At 64.9% G+C, this 15,462-nt stretch carries 15 protein-coding genes; 4 read left to right on the forward strand and 11 right to left on the reverse strand.

What is annotated here, in order from left to right; all coding sequences use genetic code 11:
* Window positions 1-48 precede the first annotated feature (48 nt).
* Window positions 49-258, reverse strand: coding sequence for a ferredoxin (locus IVB41_RS01025; protein ID WP_027516766.1), 210 nt, complete (start codon window positions 256-258; stop codon window positions 49-51).
* A 135-nt stretch (window positions 259-393) separates the two neighbouring features.
* Here IVB41_RS01025 and IVB41_RS01030 point away from each other — a divergent pair, with 135 nt between their 5' ends.
* Complete coding sequence (locus IVB41_RS01030; RefSeq protein ID WP_247359981.1) at window positions 394-1,041, forward strand: TetR/AcrR family transcriptional regulator; 648 nt, start codon at window positions 394-396, stop codon at window positions 1,039-1,041.
* On the opposite strand, the gene IVB41_RS01035 is transcribed toward IVB41_RS01030, so the two are convergent.
* The 4 genes from IVB41_RS01035 to IVB41_RS01050 all read right to left on the reverse strand — a co-directional run bounded on the left by IVB41_RS01035 (window position 1,038) and on the right by IVB41_RS01050 (window position 4,999).
* Window positions 1,038-1,685, reverse strand: a complete 648-nt coding sequence (locus tag IVB41_RS01035) for an aspartate/glutamate racemase family protein (protein WP_247425928.1) — start codon at window positions 1,683-1,685, stop codon at window positions 1,038-1,040. The two genes, IVB41_RS01030 and IVB41_RS01035, sit on opposite strands and share 4 nt — an antisense overlap.
* Before the next feature lie 62 nt (window positions 1,686-1,747).
* Window positions 1,748-2,761: an amino acid ABC transporter substrate-binding protein gene (locus IVB41_RS01040; protein ID WP_027568927.1), complete on the reverse strand. Its 1,014-nt coding sequence runs from the start codon at window positions 2,759-2,761 to the stop codon at window positions 1,748-1,750.
* Window positions 2,762-2,773: 12 nt separating this feature from the next.
* Window positions 2,774-4,123 (reverse strand): aspartate aminotransferase family protein, encoded by a 1,350-nt coding sequence (locus IVB41_RS01045; RefSeq protein WP_247359979.1) that lies wholly within the window; start codon window positions 4,121-4,123, stop codon window positions 2,774-2,776.
* 3 nt (window positions 4,124-4,126) lie between these two features.
* Window positions 4,127-4,999 carry a MurR/RpiR family transcriptional regulator gene (locus IVB41_RS01050; protein ID WP_247425930.1) on the reverse strand — a complete coding sequence of 291 codons (873 nt, stop codon included), beginning with the start codon at window positions 4,997-4,999 and terminating at the stop codon, window positions 4,127-4,129.
* Between the two features lie 86 nt (window positions 5,000-5,085).
* Between IVB41_RS01050 and IVB41_RS01055 the strand changes: the two genes are divergently transcribed.
* On the forward strand, window positions 5,086-6,273 hold the full coding sequence (locus tag IVB41_RS01055) for an ABC transporter permease subunit (protein WP_247425932.1): 1,188 nt from the start codon (window positions 5,086-5,088) through the stop codon (window positions 6,271-6,273).
* A 2-nt stretch (window positions 6,274-6,275) separates the two neighbouring features.
* On the forward strand, window positions 6,276-7,382 hold the full coding sequence (locus IVB41_RS01060) for an amino acid ABC transporter permease (protein ID WP_247425935.1): 1,107 nt from the start codon (window positions 6,276-6,278) through the stop codon (window positions 7,380-7,382).
* 70 nt (window positions 7,383-7,452) lie between these two features.
* Here the strand turns inward: IVB41_RS01060 and IVB41_RS01065 are convergent, their stop codons facing one another.
* Both IVB41_RS01065 and IVB41_RS01070 read right to left on the reverse strand, forming a co-directional pair.
* Window positions 7,453-8,871 carry an amidase gene (locus tag IVB41_RS01065; protein WP_247425937.1) on the reverse strand — a complete coding sequence of 473 codons (1,419 nt, stop codon included), beginning with the start codon at window positions 8,869-8,871 and terminating at the stop codon, window positions 7,453-7,455.
* Between the two features lie 126 nt (window positions 8,872-8,997).
* Window positions 8,998-9,774, reverse strand: coding sequence for an SDR family oxidoreductase (locus IVB41_RS01070; RefSeq protein WP_247425939.1), 777 nt, complete (start codon window positions 9,772-9,774; stop codon window positions 8,998-9,000).
* Window positions 9,775-9,931: 157 nt separating this feature from the next.
* On the opposite strand from IVB41_RS01070, the gene IVB41_RS01075 reads away from it, so the two are divergent.
* Window positions 9,932-11,005 carry a tartrate dehydrogenase gene (locus IVB41_RS01075; RefSeq protein ID WP_247425941.1) on the forward strand — a complete coding sequence of 358 codons (1,074 nt, stop codon included), beginning with the start codon at window positions 9,932-9,934 and terminating at the stop codon, window positions 11,003-11,005.
* A gap of 190 nt (window positions 11,006-11,195) precedes the next feature.
* Here IVB41_RS01075 and IVB41_RS01080 read toward each other — a convergent pair whose 3' ends face one another.
* From IVB41_RS01080 to IVB41_RS01095, 4 genes are read right to left on the reverse strand one after another with little or no spacing between them, the layout of a single operon-like run.
* Window positions 11,196-12,272, reverse strand: coding sequence for a malate/lactate/ureidoglycolate dehydrogenase (locus tag IVB41_RS01080; protein WP_247425943.1), 1,077 nt, complete (start codon window positions 12,270-12,272; stop codon window positions 11,196-11,198).
* Between the two features lie 11 nt (window positions 12,273-12,283).
* Window positions 12,284-13,195, reverse strand: coding sequence for an NAD(P)-dependent oxidoreductase (locus tag IVB41_RS01085; protein WP_247425945.1), 912 nt, complete (start codon window positions 13,193-13,195; stop codon window positions 12,284-12,286).
* A gap of 14 nt (window positions 13,196-13,209) precedes the next feature.
* Window positions 13,210-14,460, reverse strand: coding sequence for a Zn-dependent hydrolase (locus IVB41_RS01090; protein WP_247425947.1), 1,251 nt, complete (start codon window positions 14,458-14,460; stop codon window positions 13,210-13,212).
* A gap of 32 nt (window positions 14,461-14,492) precedes the next feature.
* Window positions 14,493-15,410 carry a LysR family transcriptional regulator gene (locus tag IVB41_RS01095; protein WP_247288607.1) on the reverse strand — a complete coding sequence of 306 codons (918 nt, stop codon included), beginning with the start codon at window positions 15,408-15,410 and terminating at the stop codon, window positions 14,493-14,495.
* Between the last annotated feature and the right edge of the window lie 52 nt (window positions 15,411-15,462).

Below are 15,462 nucleotides of genomic sequence, written 5' to 3' on the forward strand. Positions count from 1 at the left end.
ATCCCTTGGGGCTCGTGTGCACGGAAGGCTCGCGGGGCAGCGGCTGCGCTACTCCTCGATCACGTCGATCGCGATTTCCGGACAATTGGATTTGGCGAGCCAGGCCTTGTCTTCGAGGCCGGATGGGACGGTGCCGTCGCCGGCTTCGTGGGCGTTGCCGTATTCGTCCAGCTCGAACAGCTCCGGCGCCAGCGCCTTGCAGCGCGCGTGCCCCTGGCATTTGTCCGGATCGACGCGAACCCTCAGTCGCTCTGTCATGGCGGCTTCCTTGGTCGTATGCGCTCCGGCCTGAAGGCGGCGCGCGCTCCCATCTGAGTTCTTATTCAAGTTATAGGATATTACATTCGCGGCGGGCTTCCCCTGTCAAGCGCAAACTTATAGGCTCTGCGCAACATGCGTTCACAACTTTCGCGCAAGCCCGAGAATACCTACCACCATGGCGATCTTCGCGACGCCTTGATCAAGGCCGCGCTGCGCGAAGCCGAGCAGGGCGGGACGGAGGCGATCAGCATCAAGGCGCTGGCAAAGCAGCTGGGTGTCTCGCAGCCGGCGCCCTACCGGCATTTCGCCGATCGCGAGGCGCTGCTTGCGGCGGTGACGGCGGAGGCGTTCCGGCAGCTCAACGGGATCTTGCGGGCGGCGATGGCAAAGCCGTCGAAGCGGTCGAAGCTGTCGCTGTTGGCGCAGGCGACGCTGGATTTCGGCTTACGCCGCAATGGCATCTACCGCTTGATGTTCGCCTCTCGCACGGTGTCGTGTGCGGCGAAAGGTAGCGAGTTGCACGAAGCGACGCGCGAAACGTTTGCGCTCGTGATCGAGGCACTGGAAGCTCCGGCTGTTGATTACTTGCGCGAGCGGCAGGCGCTCAAGATCTGGGCGGCGGTGCACGGCGTGGTGATGCTGGCTGAGCAGGGACTGTTCACCGGCGAGGCGGCTCATGCCACGCGCGAAGACCTGGTCGAGGATTTTGTCAGCGAAACCAAGGCAGCGCTTGCGGTGGCGATCAAGGGCGCACGGCGCCGGAAAAAGGCCGGCGCTTAAGCCTTCGCCGCCAACAGCTTCATCAGCTTCTCGACGGCGCTGTCGGGCGTGGTGACTACAGGGCGGCCGGTGGCTTCTGCCACGAGGGGCGCCGTTGCCGCGATGCTGAACTGCGCGAGCGCGATGACGTCGCAATCGCGCAAATCATGTGAGGCTTCCACGATCAGCCGGTCATGCGTAGCGCGGTCGCCGCGGTCGAGTGCCGCCAACGCGCCTTCGGCAAGTTTCGGCACGACCTGGACAGCGGGAGGAAACTCCGGCGGCATCGAGGCCAGCGTCGGCGCGAAAGTCGAGAGCAGGCCGATGCGCTGGCCCATCGTCACCGCCCGTTCGATCATGGCTTCGTTCGGCTTGAGCACCGGCATCGGCGCTTGCGCGCGCGCGACCGCCTCGATGCAGGGACCGAAGGCCGAGCAGGTGAACAGGATCGCATCCGCGCCTGTCGCCGCGGCGTAGTGGCCGAGCGCAAGGAAGCGTTCGGTCATGGCATCATTGAGCTTGCCGTCACGCGCCAGATCCGACGACAGGCTGTCATCGAGCAGGTTCATCAGCCGCGCTTCCGGCCACGCCTTCGCGAACGCAGCTTCGATCGGGCCGATGGAATGCTTGAGGGCGTGGATCAGCGCGATGCGAGGAGACGTCATTGAACGTTACCTGATGCAAGGTCGCGTGCCCCGGACGCAGCGCGTCCGGGACACGAGAGGCGTTACTTGAATGGCACCGCGTACATCAAGCCGCCCTTGCTCCAGAGGCCGTTGAGGCCGCGCTCGAGCTTGAGCGGGCTCGCCTTGCCGACATTGCGCTCGTAGATCTCGCCGTAATTGCCGGTAGCCTTGATGGCTGTGACCAGCCATTTGTTGTCGAGCCCGAGCCGCGAGCCGAGATCGCCGGAGGCACCGAGCAGGCGCTGGATCGCGGGCGTCTGCGACTTCGCCATCTCGTCGACATTGCCTTGTGTGACGCCGAGCTCTTCGGCCTCGATCAAGCCGTAATGCAGCCAGGTGATGATGTCGCTCCAGACCTCGTCGCCATTGCGGGTGAAGGGGCCGAGCGGCTCCTTGCTGATGGTCTGCGGCAGCACGACGTAGTCGGCCGCGTTCGGCGCCGCGGTCGTCACGGCGCCTGCGAGCGCGGAAGCGTCCTGGGTCATGGCGTCGCAACGGCCGCCGAAGAAGGTCTGGTACATGGTGTCGACGCGGTCGAACACCAGCGGCTTCCAGTCGATGCCGTTGGCGCGGCCGTAATCGCCGAGCGTGACCTCATGCGTGGTGCCCTGCGCGACGCAGACGGTGGCGCCCTTGAGATCCTTAATCTCCTTCACTCCGAGGTCCTTCTTCACGACAAAGCCCTGACCGTCGTAGAAGTTGACCGGTCCCTGCCGCAGGCCCAGCGTGACACCGCGCAGATAGGTCTGCGTCGAGTTGCGGTAGAGCACGTCGATTTCGCCGGACTGGAGCGCGGTGAAGCGGTTCTGCGCGGTCAGCGAGACGTAACGCACCTTGCTGGCATCGCCGAGCACGCCGGCGGCGAGCGCGCGGCAATAATCGACGTCGAGACCCTTGTAGTTGCCTTGCGAATCCGGCGCGGAGAAGCCGGCAAAACCGGCGCTAACGCCGCATATCAGCGTGCCGCGGCTCTTCACCGTGTCGAGCGTTGCCGCCGACGCGACCACCGTCGATGCCGCGAGCACGCCGGCTACGATAACCACTTTCCTCATCATGCTATTCTCTCCTCAGTGATTGACACGACGCAATACGTTGTCGACGGCGGTGCCGAGCTTGTCGACGATCAGGTCGATCTCCTCCGGCGAAGCGATATAGGGCGGCGCCAGCAGTACGTGGTCGCCACGGACGCCGTCCACGGTGCCGCCGCCGGGATAGCAGCCGAGACCGTTGGCGAAGGCCTCCGCCTTGATCTTCTGGTTCAGCTTCAGCGCGGGATCGAACGAGGTCCGGCTGGCGCGATCGGCGACGAGTTCGATCGCCCAGAACAGGCCGCGGCCCCTGATATCGCCGACATGACGGTGATTGCCGAATCGCTCGATGAGCCGCTGCTCGAGCTGCTTGCCGCGCTCCTTGACCCGGTCGAGCAGGCCGTCCTCGCGGATCACGTCCTGCACCGCGAGCGCAGCAGCGCAAGCGAGGGGATGCGCGAGATAAGTGTGGCCGTGCAGGAAGGCGCCCGAACCTGAGCGGACTGTGTCGATGATCCTGCCACTGGCCAGCATCGCGCCGATCGGCTGGTAGCCGCCGCCGAGACCCTTGGCGATCGCCTGGATGTCGGGCGCCACGCCTTCCTGCTCCCAGGCGTGCGTGGTGCCGGTGCGGCCCATGCCGCTCATGACCTCGTCGAGAATGAGCAGCGCGCCGTGGCGGTCGCAGATCTCGCGCACCGCCTTGAAGTAGCCGTCCGGCGCCGTCACGGCACCTGCGGTGGCGCCGACGACGGGCTCTGCGAGGAACGCCGCGACCGTATTGGGACCGAGGCGCTGAAACTCGGCTTCGAGTTCGGCCGCGAGCCGGGCGACGAATTGCGCGTCGGATTCGCTCTCGTGCTTCTCGTGATAGGCGAAGGCCGGGGTCACATGGCTGAAGGCGTCTGAGAGCAGCGGCGCGTAGGGCGCGCGGCGCCAGGCATTGCCGCCCGCCGCGAGCGCGCCGAGCGTATTGCCGTGATAGCTCTGCCGCCGCGCGATGAAGTGTTGCCGCTCCGGCTCGCCGCGCTCGATGAAAAATTGCCGCGCGAGCTTGATGCTGGCTTCAACCGCTTCCGATCCGCCGCTGACGAAATAGGCGTAGGCGAGGCCGCCGGGCTCATGGCCGACCAGCCTCTCGGCCAGCGCCTCCGCCGGCTCGGACGAGAAGAACGCGGTATGGGCATAAGCGAGGGTCGAAGCCTGCTTCGTGATCGCTGCGATCACGCGCGGATGCTGGTGGCCGAGACAGGAGACAGCAGCTCCGCCGGAGGCGTCGATAATGCGCCGCCCGTCCTCGGCGAAGAGGTAGACGCCTTCGCCGCCGATCGCCTTGGGCGGCGTTTCGCGCAGCGAGCGATGCAGCACGCGGCTGGTGCGAGCGACCATGGGTCAACCTTTCTCTGAAACGTAAGTTGAGGCCGCGGCCAGCCGCGCCTCCGTATTCTCCAGGCGCTTCTTCGCGGCCGTGCCGCCGAGCGAAAACGTCACGGCGGCGAGCGATTGCGCGATCGCAATGGCGCCGGTGAGGCTCGGGAAAAAGCCGGGAGAGGAGGCCGCCTCGAACAGCAGCACGTGGTCGGCGCCTTCAGCCATCGGCGCCGAAGGGCTATCGGCGATCGCGATCAGGGCCGCGCCGGCGCGATAGGCGGCCTGCGCGATCCGGACGCTCGCATGGGTGTAGGGCATGAAGCCGATGACGATGACGGCTTCGCCGGGCCGGAACGCGCCGAGGTCGAGATCGTCGGGGCCGGACGTGCCGACGAGTTGCACCTGTTCGGGGCGAAACAGCCGGAGCTCGTAGTTGAGCAGTTCCGCGACGCTGCGGCAGCTTCGGTAGCCGGTGATCCAGACCCGCTTGGCATCGTGGAGCGCGCGTGCCGCCTCCGCAATCGGCTGGGCCGGGATGCGCGGAAGGCCGGCGGCCTCGGCTTCCAGCTTGTCGGTGACGAGCGCGACATCGGCATTCGGGCCGTGGCGGCGGCTCCTGGCGCGGCCGGAGAAGGGCGCTGTCTGCGAGGGCCGTCGCGCCTCCGTCAGTGCCGCGCGCAATTCGTCCCAGCCCGAATAGCCGATCGCCTTGGCAAGCCGCGTGAAGGCGGCGGGATCGGCGCCGGCAACCGCTGCGAGATCGCGCATCGAACGCGTGGTGGCGTCGTAATCGTTGGCCGCGACGAAACGCCCGACCTCCTGCAACCGCATCGGAAGCGATGGCAATGCAATGCGCAGTTCGCTCAGCGGCGAGGATTTGGCGGGCTCGGCCATGAAACATTTGTTGCATGAAGTAGAGTTTGGTGCAACAGTTGACGTACGCTGCCGGAAATCGCCGTCTCGAGAAGGATTTTTGTGCTGTGACGTCAGACGCTCCGAGACCGCCGCCGCGCCGTCGCTTCTTCGGCGCTTTCGGACAACGCGAGCTGAAAGGCCTGTTCTGGCAGGCCCTGGTGGTGGGGATCGCAGTCGCGGTCATCGCCTTCCTCTGGTCCAACACGGTCACCAATCTCTCCGCGCGCCGCATCACGACCGGTTTTGCCTTCCTGGGCCGAGAGGCCGGCATGCCCATCGCCGACAGCCTGCTCGCCTATAATCCGAGAGACTCATATGTCTGGGCCTTCGTTGTCGGCATCGCCAACACCCTGCGCGTCGCCGTGATCGGAATCGTGCTTGCAACCATCCTGGGCACGGTGATCGGCATCTCGCGGCTGTCGGCCAACTGGCTGCTGTCGCGGCTCGCCGCGGTGTATGTCGAAACGCTCCGCGACATCCCGCTGCTGCTCCAGCTCCTGTTCTGGTACGTGCTGATGCAAGCGCTGCCGGCGGCGCGCGCGGCATGGCGGCCGATCGAGGGCGTGTTCCTGTCTAATCGCGGGCTGATCCTGCCGGCGATTCCGATCGGGACGCCGCAGCTTTGGGTGCTCGGCACGGCAGTGCTCGGGCTTGTGGTGTTCTATGTCATCCAGCGGCGGCTCATCGCGCAGCAAATGCGCGACGGCAAGCCGCGGCCGGCCTGGCCGTTTGGACTCGGGTTGCTCGTTGGGCTGCCTGCGGCGGTGTCCGTGCTGCTCGGCGTGCCCTGGACGATCGAATGGCCTGGGTTGCGCGGCTTCAACTTCGTCGGCGGGCTGACGCTCGCGCCGGAATATTTCGCGCTGCTGATCGCGCTCGTCACCTACACCTCGGCCTTCATCGCCGAGATCGTGCGCAGCGGCATCCAGTCGGTGCCGCGCGGCCAGTGGGACGCCGCCAATGCGCTCGGCCTGCGCCGCAGCTCCATGCTGCGGCAGATCATCCTGCCGCAGGCGCTGCGCGTCATCGTGCCGCCGATGACGAGCCAGTACCTCAACCTCACCAAGAACTCCTCGCTCGCGGTCGCGATCGGCTACCAGGACGTCGTCTCGGTCGCCAACACGACGCTGAACCAGACCGGGCAGGCGATCGAGGCTATTGCCTTGATCATGGCGGTGTTTCTCACGATCAGCCTCGGCATCAGCTTTTTCATGAACTGGTACAATTCGAGCATCGCGCTGGTGGAGCGCTGACCATGACGGCGATCGCCGACATTCCGGAAGCACCGCGCGCCGCCCGCCGCCCGCAAATTGGCAACCCGGTGCTGCGCTGGCTGCGCGCCAATTTGTTCTCGTCGATCCCGAACGGCATCCTCTCGGTCGCGTTGCTGGCAGTGCTCGCAAAGGGCCTTTTCAGCTTCGTGCAATGGGGCATCGCCAATGCGGTCTGGCTCACCCCGGCGAACGATTCCAGCGCCTGCCGCGCGGTACGCGGCGTCGGTGCATGCTGGGCGATCATCCCCGAAAAATACCGCTTCATCCTGTTCGGCACCTATCCGTTCGACGAGCAGTGGCGGCCGGCGCTGGCAGTATTGCTGTTCATCGCCCTGTTCTATCTCTCCACCCGCCGCGCCCTATGGCGGCGCGAGCTGGCCTATCTCTGGATCGCCGCTCTCGCGCTGATCAGCATGTTGATGTGGGGCGGCATACTCAGCCTGTCGTTCGTCTCGCAGGACCGCTGGGGCGGTTTGCCCGTGACGCTGATCCTGGCGACCTTTGGTCTGGTTTTTGGCTTCCCGCTCGGCATCCTGGTCGCACTCGGCCGGCGCTCAAAGCTGCCGGCGATCCGCTCGCTCAGCGTGCTCTATGTCGAACTGATCCGCGGCGTGCCGCTGGTCAGTCTGCTGTTTATGGCCAGCGTGATGTTTCCGCTGTTCATGCCGAACGGATTCAACATCGACAAGCTCCTGCGCGCGCAGGTCGCGATCATCCTGTTCGCGGGTGCCTATCTTGCCGAAGTCATTCGCGGTGGCCTCCAGGCCGTGCCGCGCGGGCAATACGAGGCCGCCGACGCGCTCGGCCTGTCCTACTGGCGCAAGAACCGGCTGATCGTCCTGCCGCAGGCGATCCGCCACGTCATCCCGCCGCTGGTCAACACCTTCATCGCCTTCTTCAAGGACACCAGCCTCGTCCTGATCATCGGTATCTTCGACTTGCTGACAACGGCCAAGACCGCGATCATCGATCCGGCGTGGCAGCAATTCTCCGTCGAGGTCTACATCTTCGTCGCCGGGATCTATTTTGTCTTCTGCTTCGCGATGTCGCGGTATAGCCGCAGCCTGGAGGCGACGAGCGGAAGGTGACTATCTCTCTTGTCCCGGCTCTGCAGCACACCGCTGAAGAAGCGCTGCGCCGCGTCCGGGACACGAGAGGCTAGTTCTTCACGCGCGGATCAATCGGTGTCGTGCCGCGCACGCCCAAAATATCCTCCAGCACCTTGGCGCCGGCGATCACATGCGCATCCGCGCGCGGAGCCCCGACGACCTGCAGGCCGACCGGAAGTCCCGATGCGGTGAAGCCGCACGGCAGCGACAGCGCGGGACAGCAGGCGAGCGTGATCGCATAGACGATGCCGAGCCACTCGACGTAATTGTCGAACTTCTTGCCGGCGCATTCGGCGACATAGCGATGCTCGATCGGGAAGGGCGGCACGATCGTGGTCGGTACCAGCAGCAGATCGTAGCTCTTGAAGAACTCGACCGCACGCGCGGTCATGCCGACGCGCTGCGCCTCGGCGCGTTCGAGCTGCTCGATCGTGAGCTTGAGGCCTTCCTCGATGTTCCAGATCACTTCGGGCTTGAGCAGGTCGCGCTTGGTGCGCAACAGATTGGCCTTGCTGATCGCAAAATCGAAGGCGCGCAACGTGTGGAAGCACTCGTGCGCCTCGCGCCAGTCCGGGTGCGCCTCCTCGACGATGGCGCCGGCTTCGGCAAAGCGTTCAGCCGCCTTGCGTGTGATCGCTTTGACTTCGGGATCGACCGGCGTAATGCCGAGATCGGGCGAGTAGGCGATGCGCTTCGGTTTCTTGCCTGATTGTGCCGCTGACAGGAATGAGGTCGCAGGCGCGGGAAGCGACAATGGATCGGCTGCATAGTCGCCACTCATGGCATCGAGCAGCAGCGCGAGATCCTCGACGTTGCGTGCCATCGGACCGACGACGCCGAGGTTACGATCGATGGCTGATTTTGGAGTATGTGCGACCCGGCCGATGCTCGGCCGCATGCCCACGACGCCGCAGAAAGCTGCCGGGCTGCGCAGACTGCCGCCCATGTCGGAGCCTTGCGCGACCCAGGCCATGCCGGTGGCGAGCGCAACGGCCGCGCCGCCTGACGAGCCGGCTGCCGACTTGGACGTATCCCACGGATTGAGAGTTGCGCCGAACACCTCGTTGAAGGTGTTGGCGCCCGCGCCGAATTCCGGCGTGTTCGACTTGGCATAGATGACGGCGCCGTTGGCCTCTAGATTTTCGACCAGGATGTCGGACGTCGCCGGGATGTTGTCCTTGAAGATCGGCGAGCCCTGGGTGTTCAACACGCCTGCAACATCGGTCAGGTCCTTGATCGGCACCGGCAGGGCTGCGAGCAGCCCGCGCGCGCCGGCCGGCTTCCGCATCAGCGCCTTTGCGCTATCCCGCGCGCGATCGAAGCACAGCGTCGGCAGCGCGTTGACCTTGCCATCGACTTCACCGATGCGCTTCTCCAGCACATCCAGGAGCTCCAGCGGCGACACGTCGCCGGACCGCAGCTTGTCGACGACGGTGCACGCGGTTTCGCGGATCAGGTCCTGAGACAACTATTTTACTCCTGTGCTTGTTCTAGGCTCCGTCGTTGCGAGGAACGAAGCGACGAGGCAATCCAGACTTTTGCCGCAGATACATTTCTCGATTGCATCGCTTCACTCGCAATGACGTGGACAGACTTAACCCCATCCCGCGCTGATGCCGCCGTCCACCGTGTAGATCACGCCTGACGTGTAGCCCGCGCGATCCGACGCCAGGAACGCCATGAGATCTCCGATCTCGCGCGCATGCGCAGGCCGGCCGAGCGGCAGGCTCTTCTGGAATTCCTTGTAGCGGCTTTCGTCGCCGAACTGGTGCTTTGCCCGGGTCTTCAGCAAGGTGACGTGACGGTCGGTGCCCACAGGACCGGGATTGATTCCGACCACGCGAATGTTGTCGGCGAGGCTCTTGCCCCCGAGCGCGCGGGTGAAGGCCATCAGCGCGGCATTGCCGGCGCTGCCGCAAATGTAGTTGGCGTCGAATTTTTCGCCGGCGGCACCGATGTCGTTGACGATGACGCCGCCGCCCTTCGCCTTCATCTGCCCATAGATCATGCGCGTGAGGTTGATGTAGCCGAATACTTTCAATTCCCAGGCGTGGCGCCAGGTCGTCTCGTCGATCTTGTCGATGGAGCCGCCGGGAATGTCGCCGGCATTGTTGACGAGCACGTCGATGTCGGCGGCTTCCTTGGCGAGCCGCGTCAAATCCTCGCTCTTGCGCAAATCGACGATGCTCGTGGCGGCATCGATCTGGTGCGCCGAGCGCAAGCGCTCGGCCAGAGCCTTGAGCTGATCGCCGTTGCGGGCGGCGAGGAGGAGATGGCAGCCTTCCTCGGCAAAGGCCTCGGCGGCGGCTGCGCCGATGCCCTTGGACGCGCCCGTGATCAGGACGCGCTTGCCACGCAGATGCAGATCCATGGGAGTTACTCGCAGGAGAGGAACGGGAATAAAATCAGTAGGCGGTCGGCCGCGCCATGGTCAACATTGCAGTGCAGCGTTGCACTGCCGCCGCGTTTGGTCCATTGCAGTGCGGTCAAAAAGGCGGCGGCTGCCGGAGCAATCAAGGACGTTCTCGATGAGCAAGAAACAATACCGGATCGCGGTCATTCCTGGCGACGGCATCGGCAAGGAAGTGATGCCCGAAGGTCTGCGCGTTCTGGAGACCGCGGCGAAGAAGCACGGAGTGTCCCTTCATTTCGATCATTTCGACTTCTCGTCCTGGGACTATTACGAGAAGCACGGGCAGATGATGCCGGACGATTGGAAGGATAAGATCGGCAAGCACGACGCCATCTATTTCGGCGCGGTCGGCTGGCCGGCCAAGATTCCGGATCACGTCTCGCTCTGGGGCTCGTTGATCAAGTTCCGCCGCGAGTTCGATCAGTATGTGAATCTGCGCCCGGTACGGCTGATGCCGGGCGTGCCGTCGCCGCTGGCAAACCGCAAGCCCGGCGACATCGATTTCTGGGTGGTGCGCGAGAATACCGAGGGCGAATATTCCTCCGTCGGCGGCCGCATGTTCCCGGACACCGACCGTGAGTTCGTGACGCAGCAGACGGTGATGACCCGCATCGGCGTCGATCGCATCCTGAAGTTCGCGTTCGAGCTCGCGCAGTCGCGGCCGAAGAAGCACCTGACCTCAGCGACCAAGTCGAACGGCATCTCCATCACCATGCCCTATTGGGACGAGCGCGTGGAGGCGATGGCGAAGAAGTATCCAAGTGTGAAGTGGGACAAGTACCACATCGACATCCTGACCGCGAACTTCGTGCTGCATCCGGATTGGTTCGACGTCGTGGTCGGCTCCAATTTGTTCGGCGACATCCTGTCCGACCTCGGGCCGGCCTGCACCGGCACCATCGGCATCGCGCCGTCAGGCAACATCAACCCCGAGGGCAATTTCCCGTCGGTGTTCGAGCCGGTGCACGGCTCGGCGCCCGATATCGCCGGGCAGGGCATCGCCAATCCGATCGGCGCAATCTGGTCAGGCGCGATGATGCTCGAGCATCTCGGCGAGAAGCAAGCCGGCAAGTCGATCGTCGAAGCGATCGAGCGCACGCTGGCAGAGCGCACGCTCCGCACCAAGGATCTCGGCGGCAACGCCGACACCACGGCTTGCGGCAAGGCGGTTGCGGATATGGTGGATTAGAGCGCTGCTTTCCCTCCCCCCTTGTGGGGGAGGGTCGCTTCGATGCGAAGCATCGAAGACGGGTGAGGGGTTGTCTCCGCGGAGACAGACCTCTCAATTGTGCATTTCCCTTCGCGGACAGAACCCCTCATCCGGCGCTTCGCGCCACCTTCTCCCACAAGGGGAGAAGGTAAGAGCACCGTGCTCCGCCTCACGACCCCGCGATCTTCTCGATCGCCGCCTGATCCAGCCCGAACTTCTTCCCGGCCTCCAAGATCTCCTGCCAGGTGGTCGGATCGACCGGAATGCCTTCAGCCAGGCGCTTCTGCTTCGTCTCGCGCTCCGGCTCGCCGGCGATCTTCACCTTGTCGACGCCGACGGCGGGCGGTGAGCCGGTGTGCCAGGCGACGAAGCTCTCGACTTCGCGCGCGAGATTCTCCGCGGTGCCGAGCTTGGTCGGATCGATGATGATCGAGAGCATGCCGTTGAGGACGTTGTACTTGCCATCGGACGGGCCCTTGACCACCTGCCCGCCGGAGAGCGCGCCGCCGAGGATTTCGCACACCAGCGCGAGCCCCGACCCCTTGTGCTCGCCGAACGGCAGGATGGCGCCGTGCGGCGGGATCACGGTGTAGCGCGGGTTGGTGGTCGGCTTGCCCTCATTGTCGATGATGGTGCCGGGCTCGAGCTCGACGCCCTTGTTGTGGGCGACGCGGGTCTTGCCCTGCGCGATCCTGCTGGTGGCGAAGTCGAGCACGATGGGGTCCTTGCCCCCGCGCGGGATGCCGACGCAGAAAGGGTTGGTGCCGTGGCGCCCATCGCTGCCGCCCCACGGCGCCACGATCGGGCGCGAGATTACGTTGACGAAGTGAATCGAGACCAGTCCGTGGTCGATGCACTGCTCGGCCCAGTGGCCGATCCGGCCGATATGGTGCGAGTTGGAGAGGCCGACGAGGCACACGCCGTTGCGCTTGGCCCGCTCGGCAGCCAGCTCCATCGCTTCATGGCCGATCACCTGGCCGTAGCCGGTGAGGCCGTCGAGGGTGAGCAGCGGACCGGTGTCGAGCACGATCTTGACGTGCTGGTTCACGGCGAGGCCGCCCGTGGTGACGCTCTGGACATAGCGCGGAATCATGCCGACGCCGTGGGAGTCGTGTCCCTTGAGATTGGCCTCGACCAGATTGGTGGATACGAGCTCGGCCTCGCGGTCCGTGGAGCCGCCGGCCTTGACGATGGCACTGATGGCTTCGATGAGCGGCTGTGCCTTGATGGTGCGATAGTCGGCCATTGTCGGTGCTCTTATCCCTTTACGATTCTACGGCAGTGCTCCCACGCCGCATGAATGAGGTTCTCGCTCGCCTCCGGCGTGCGGAACGCCGAATGCGCCGACAACGTCACGTTCGGCAGTTTCGTCAGAGGATGATCGCCGGGCAGTGGCTCGATGTTGAAGACGTCGAGGCCGGCATGGCGGATGTGGCCCGACTTCAGCGCATCGATCATGGCGGCCTCGTCGACGACGGCGGCGCGGGCGGTGTTGATGAGGATGACGCCCGGCTTCATCTTCGCGATCATCTCGCGGGTGATCATGCCGCGCGTCTCGTCGTTGAGCAGCAGATGCAGCGATACGACGTCTGCTCTCGCCAACACCGTGTCGAGATCGGCGAATTCCACGCCCGGATAGCTCTTCGGCGAGCGGTTCCAGGCGATCACCTTCATGCCGCTGCCTGAGGCAATGCGCGCGACTTCCGCGGCAATGCCGCCGAAGCCGATCAGGCCGAGCGTCTTGCCGGTGAGCTGCATGCCGTCTTCGCGCAGCCAGTTTCCGCCGCGCATCTCTCGGTCCATCATCGCGATGACGCGGGCCGAAGCCCACATCAGCGCGATCGCGCATTCCGCGACCGCCGTGTCGCCATAGCCCTTGATCAGGTGCACGGAGATGCCGAGCTCAGCGAGCTCCTCCGGGTTCATGTAACTGCGTGCACCGGTGCCGAGGAACACGACATGTTTCAGCCCCGCGCACTTCTTTGCGACCTCGGTCGGCAGCGCGGTGTGGTCGACGATCGCGATCTCGGCGCCGTCGAGGATTTCAGGATATTGCTCGGGCTTGATGTCGGGATCCCTGTGGATCCGCACCTTGGGATCGCCGGGCTGCTCCAGCCGATCCATGATCACGGCCAAGGCTTCGTTGGCGTCGACGAAAACTCCGCGCATGACTCTCTCTCCGGTCAGGATGCGACGCCGGCGATCGCCAGCACCGTGTGCATGAGGACATTGGTGCCCGCGGCGCAATCGGGCTGCGTGGCGTCTTCCAGCTCATTGTGGCTGATGCCGTCCTTGCAGGGCACGAACACCATTGCGGCCGGCATGATTGTGTTGAGATTGCAGGCGTCGTGGCCGGCGCCGGAGGTGATGCGGCGAGAGGAGTAGCCGAGCGTCTTCGCCGCGTTCTCGACGGCCGCAATCAACTTGGGATCGAAATGCGTCGGCGGCTTGCGCCAGACCAGGTCGATCTTCACCTCGACCTTGCGGCGTGCGGCGATCTCGGCAATCGCGCTGCGCAGATCGCGATCGAGCGCATCCATGATCGCGCCATCCGCACTGCGGCAATCCATCGTGAAGGCGATCTCGCCGGGAATGACGTTGCGCGACGGGTTTGCGATCACGGCCTCGCCGATGGTGCCGACTGCCTTCGGCCCGTGCTTGCTCGCAATGGCCTCCATCGCCAGCACGATCTCGGACAGCGTCGCCAGCGCATCGCGCCGCAGCGGCATCGGCGTCGACCCGGCATGGCTCTCGAAGCCGGAAATCTTGCCGTCGTACCAAAGTACGCCCTGGCCGGAATCGACGACGCCGATGGTCTTGCCTTCCGCTTCCAGGATCGGGCCCTGCTCAATGTGCAGTTCGACGAAGCAGCCGAGCTTCTGGAACCCGACCGGCTTGTCGCCGCGATAACCGATGCTGTCGAGCGCCTGGCCGACGGTGGTGCCATCGGCATCCTTGCGCGACAGGATGTCGTCGGTGGTGAAGTCGCCGACATAGGCGGCGGAGGCCATCATCGCGGGAGCGAAGCGCGAACCCTCTTCGTTGGTCCAGTTGACGACGCAGATCGGCGCCTCGGTCTCAATGCCGGCGTCGTTCAACGTGCGGATCACTTCCAGTGCTCCGAGCGTTCCCAGAATGCCGTCATACTTGCCGCCGGTGGGTTGCGTGTCGAGATGCGAGCCGATGCCGACAGGCGGCTTCGACATGTCGCGTCCCTTGCGCAGGCCGAACTGCGAACCGAGCGCATCGGTGTACACCTCTAAGCCGGCGTCCTCGCAGGCCTTGCGGAACCAGTCGCGCACCTGCTTGTCCTCCGCGCTCAGCGTCAGCCGCCGCACGCCGCCCTTGGCCGTCGCGCCGAACTGCGCGGTCTCGTGGATGGAGCCCCAGAGGCGGGCGGAATCGATTTGCAAATTGGTGGCGGCTCGGCTCATGCGGTCAGTCTCTCAATTGTCCGGCGCCTGTTTCAATGACGCGCCGGCGCGGGCGCGTCAACTGTAAGGCTGCCCTGCGCAATCTGACATGCAAGCTCTGCGACCCGCTCCACCGCCACGACATCGGGCGAGGCGAGCCAGCTGGCGGTGAATGTCAGCGGCGCGATTTTGAGATCGGTATCGAGCAGTTGCAGCCGCCCGTCCGCGAGCTCGCTCTCGACGATGGCGTCGGGGATCACGGCGATGCCGAGGCCCTCGACCGCCATGTGAATCACGGTCGCAAGCGAGGCGGAGGCGTGCAGCCGGATCGGCGGCAGCTCCGGCCGGTCGAACACTTCGCGCACGACCTCGTAGGGCCGCGTCTTCCGCGGAAATGTAATGATCGGAAACCGCGCGAGCTCGGCCCGCGTGACCGGCCCATGGCCGAGGCCGAGCGATGGGCTGGCGAGAAATCCGATCGGATAGTCGGCGAGAACGCGATTGTGCACCCCGGAGGCCGAGAGCGGACCGACGACGAAAGCGAGCTCGATCTCCTGTGCAAGCAGGCGCGCGGTCAGGTTCGGCGTGATGTCGACCTCGATCTCCAGCGATAGGTTCGGGTAGACTTGGTTCATGCTCTTCACCAGCCGCGGCAGCCAGGTGTGCACGATGGTTTCGGCGACGCCGAGCCGCATCACGCCACGCATCGCCGAGCGGTCGCCGATCTCGGCGATCATCGCGGCCCGTAAGCCGATCAGCTTCTCCGCGTAGACCATCATCTGCCGGCCGCTCGGCGTCGGCGAGGCCACGCGATGGTCGCGATTCAGGAGCTTCACCCCCATCTCGCGCTCGAGCTGGGCGATGCGCTGGGAGATCGCCGGCTGGGTCGTGTTGAGGCGTGCTGCGGCGCCGCGAAAGCTGCCGAGCTTCACAACCCAAAGGAACGTCTCGATCGATCTGAAGTCCAGCATTGGAAGGATTTTCCCGTCCGATAAATGAAATTTATCGATATTGATTAGAAAG

It is taken from the genome of Bradyrhizobium sp. 44 (assembly GCF_023073095.1).
Lineage (GTDB): Bacteria > Pseudomonadota > Alphaproteobacteria > Rhizobiales > Xanthobacteraceae > Bradyrhizobium.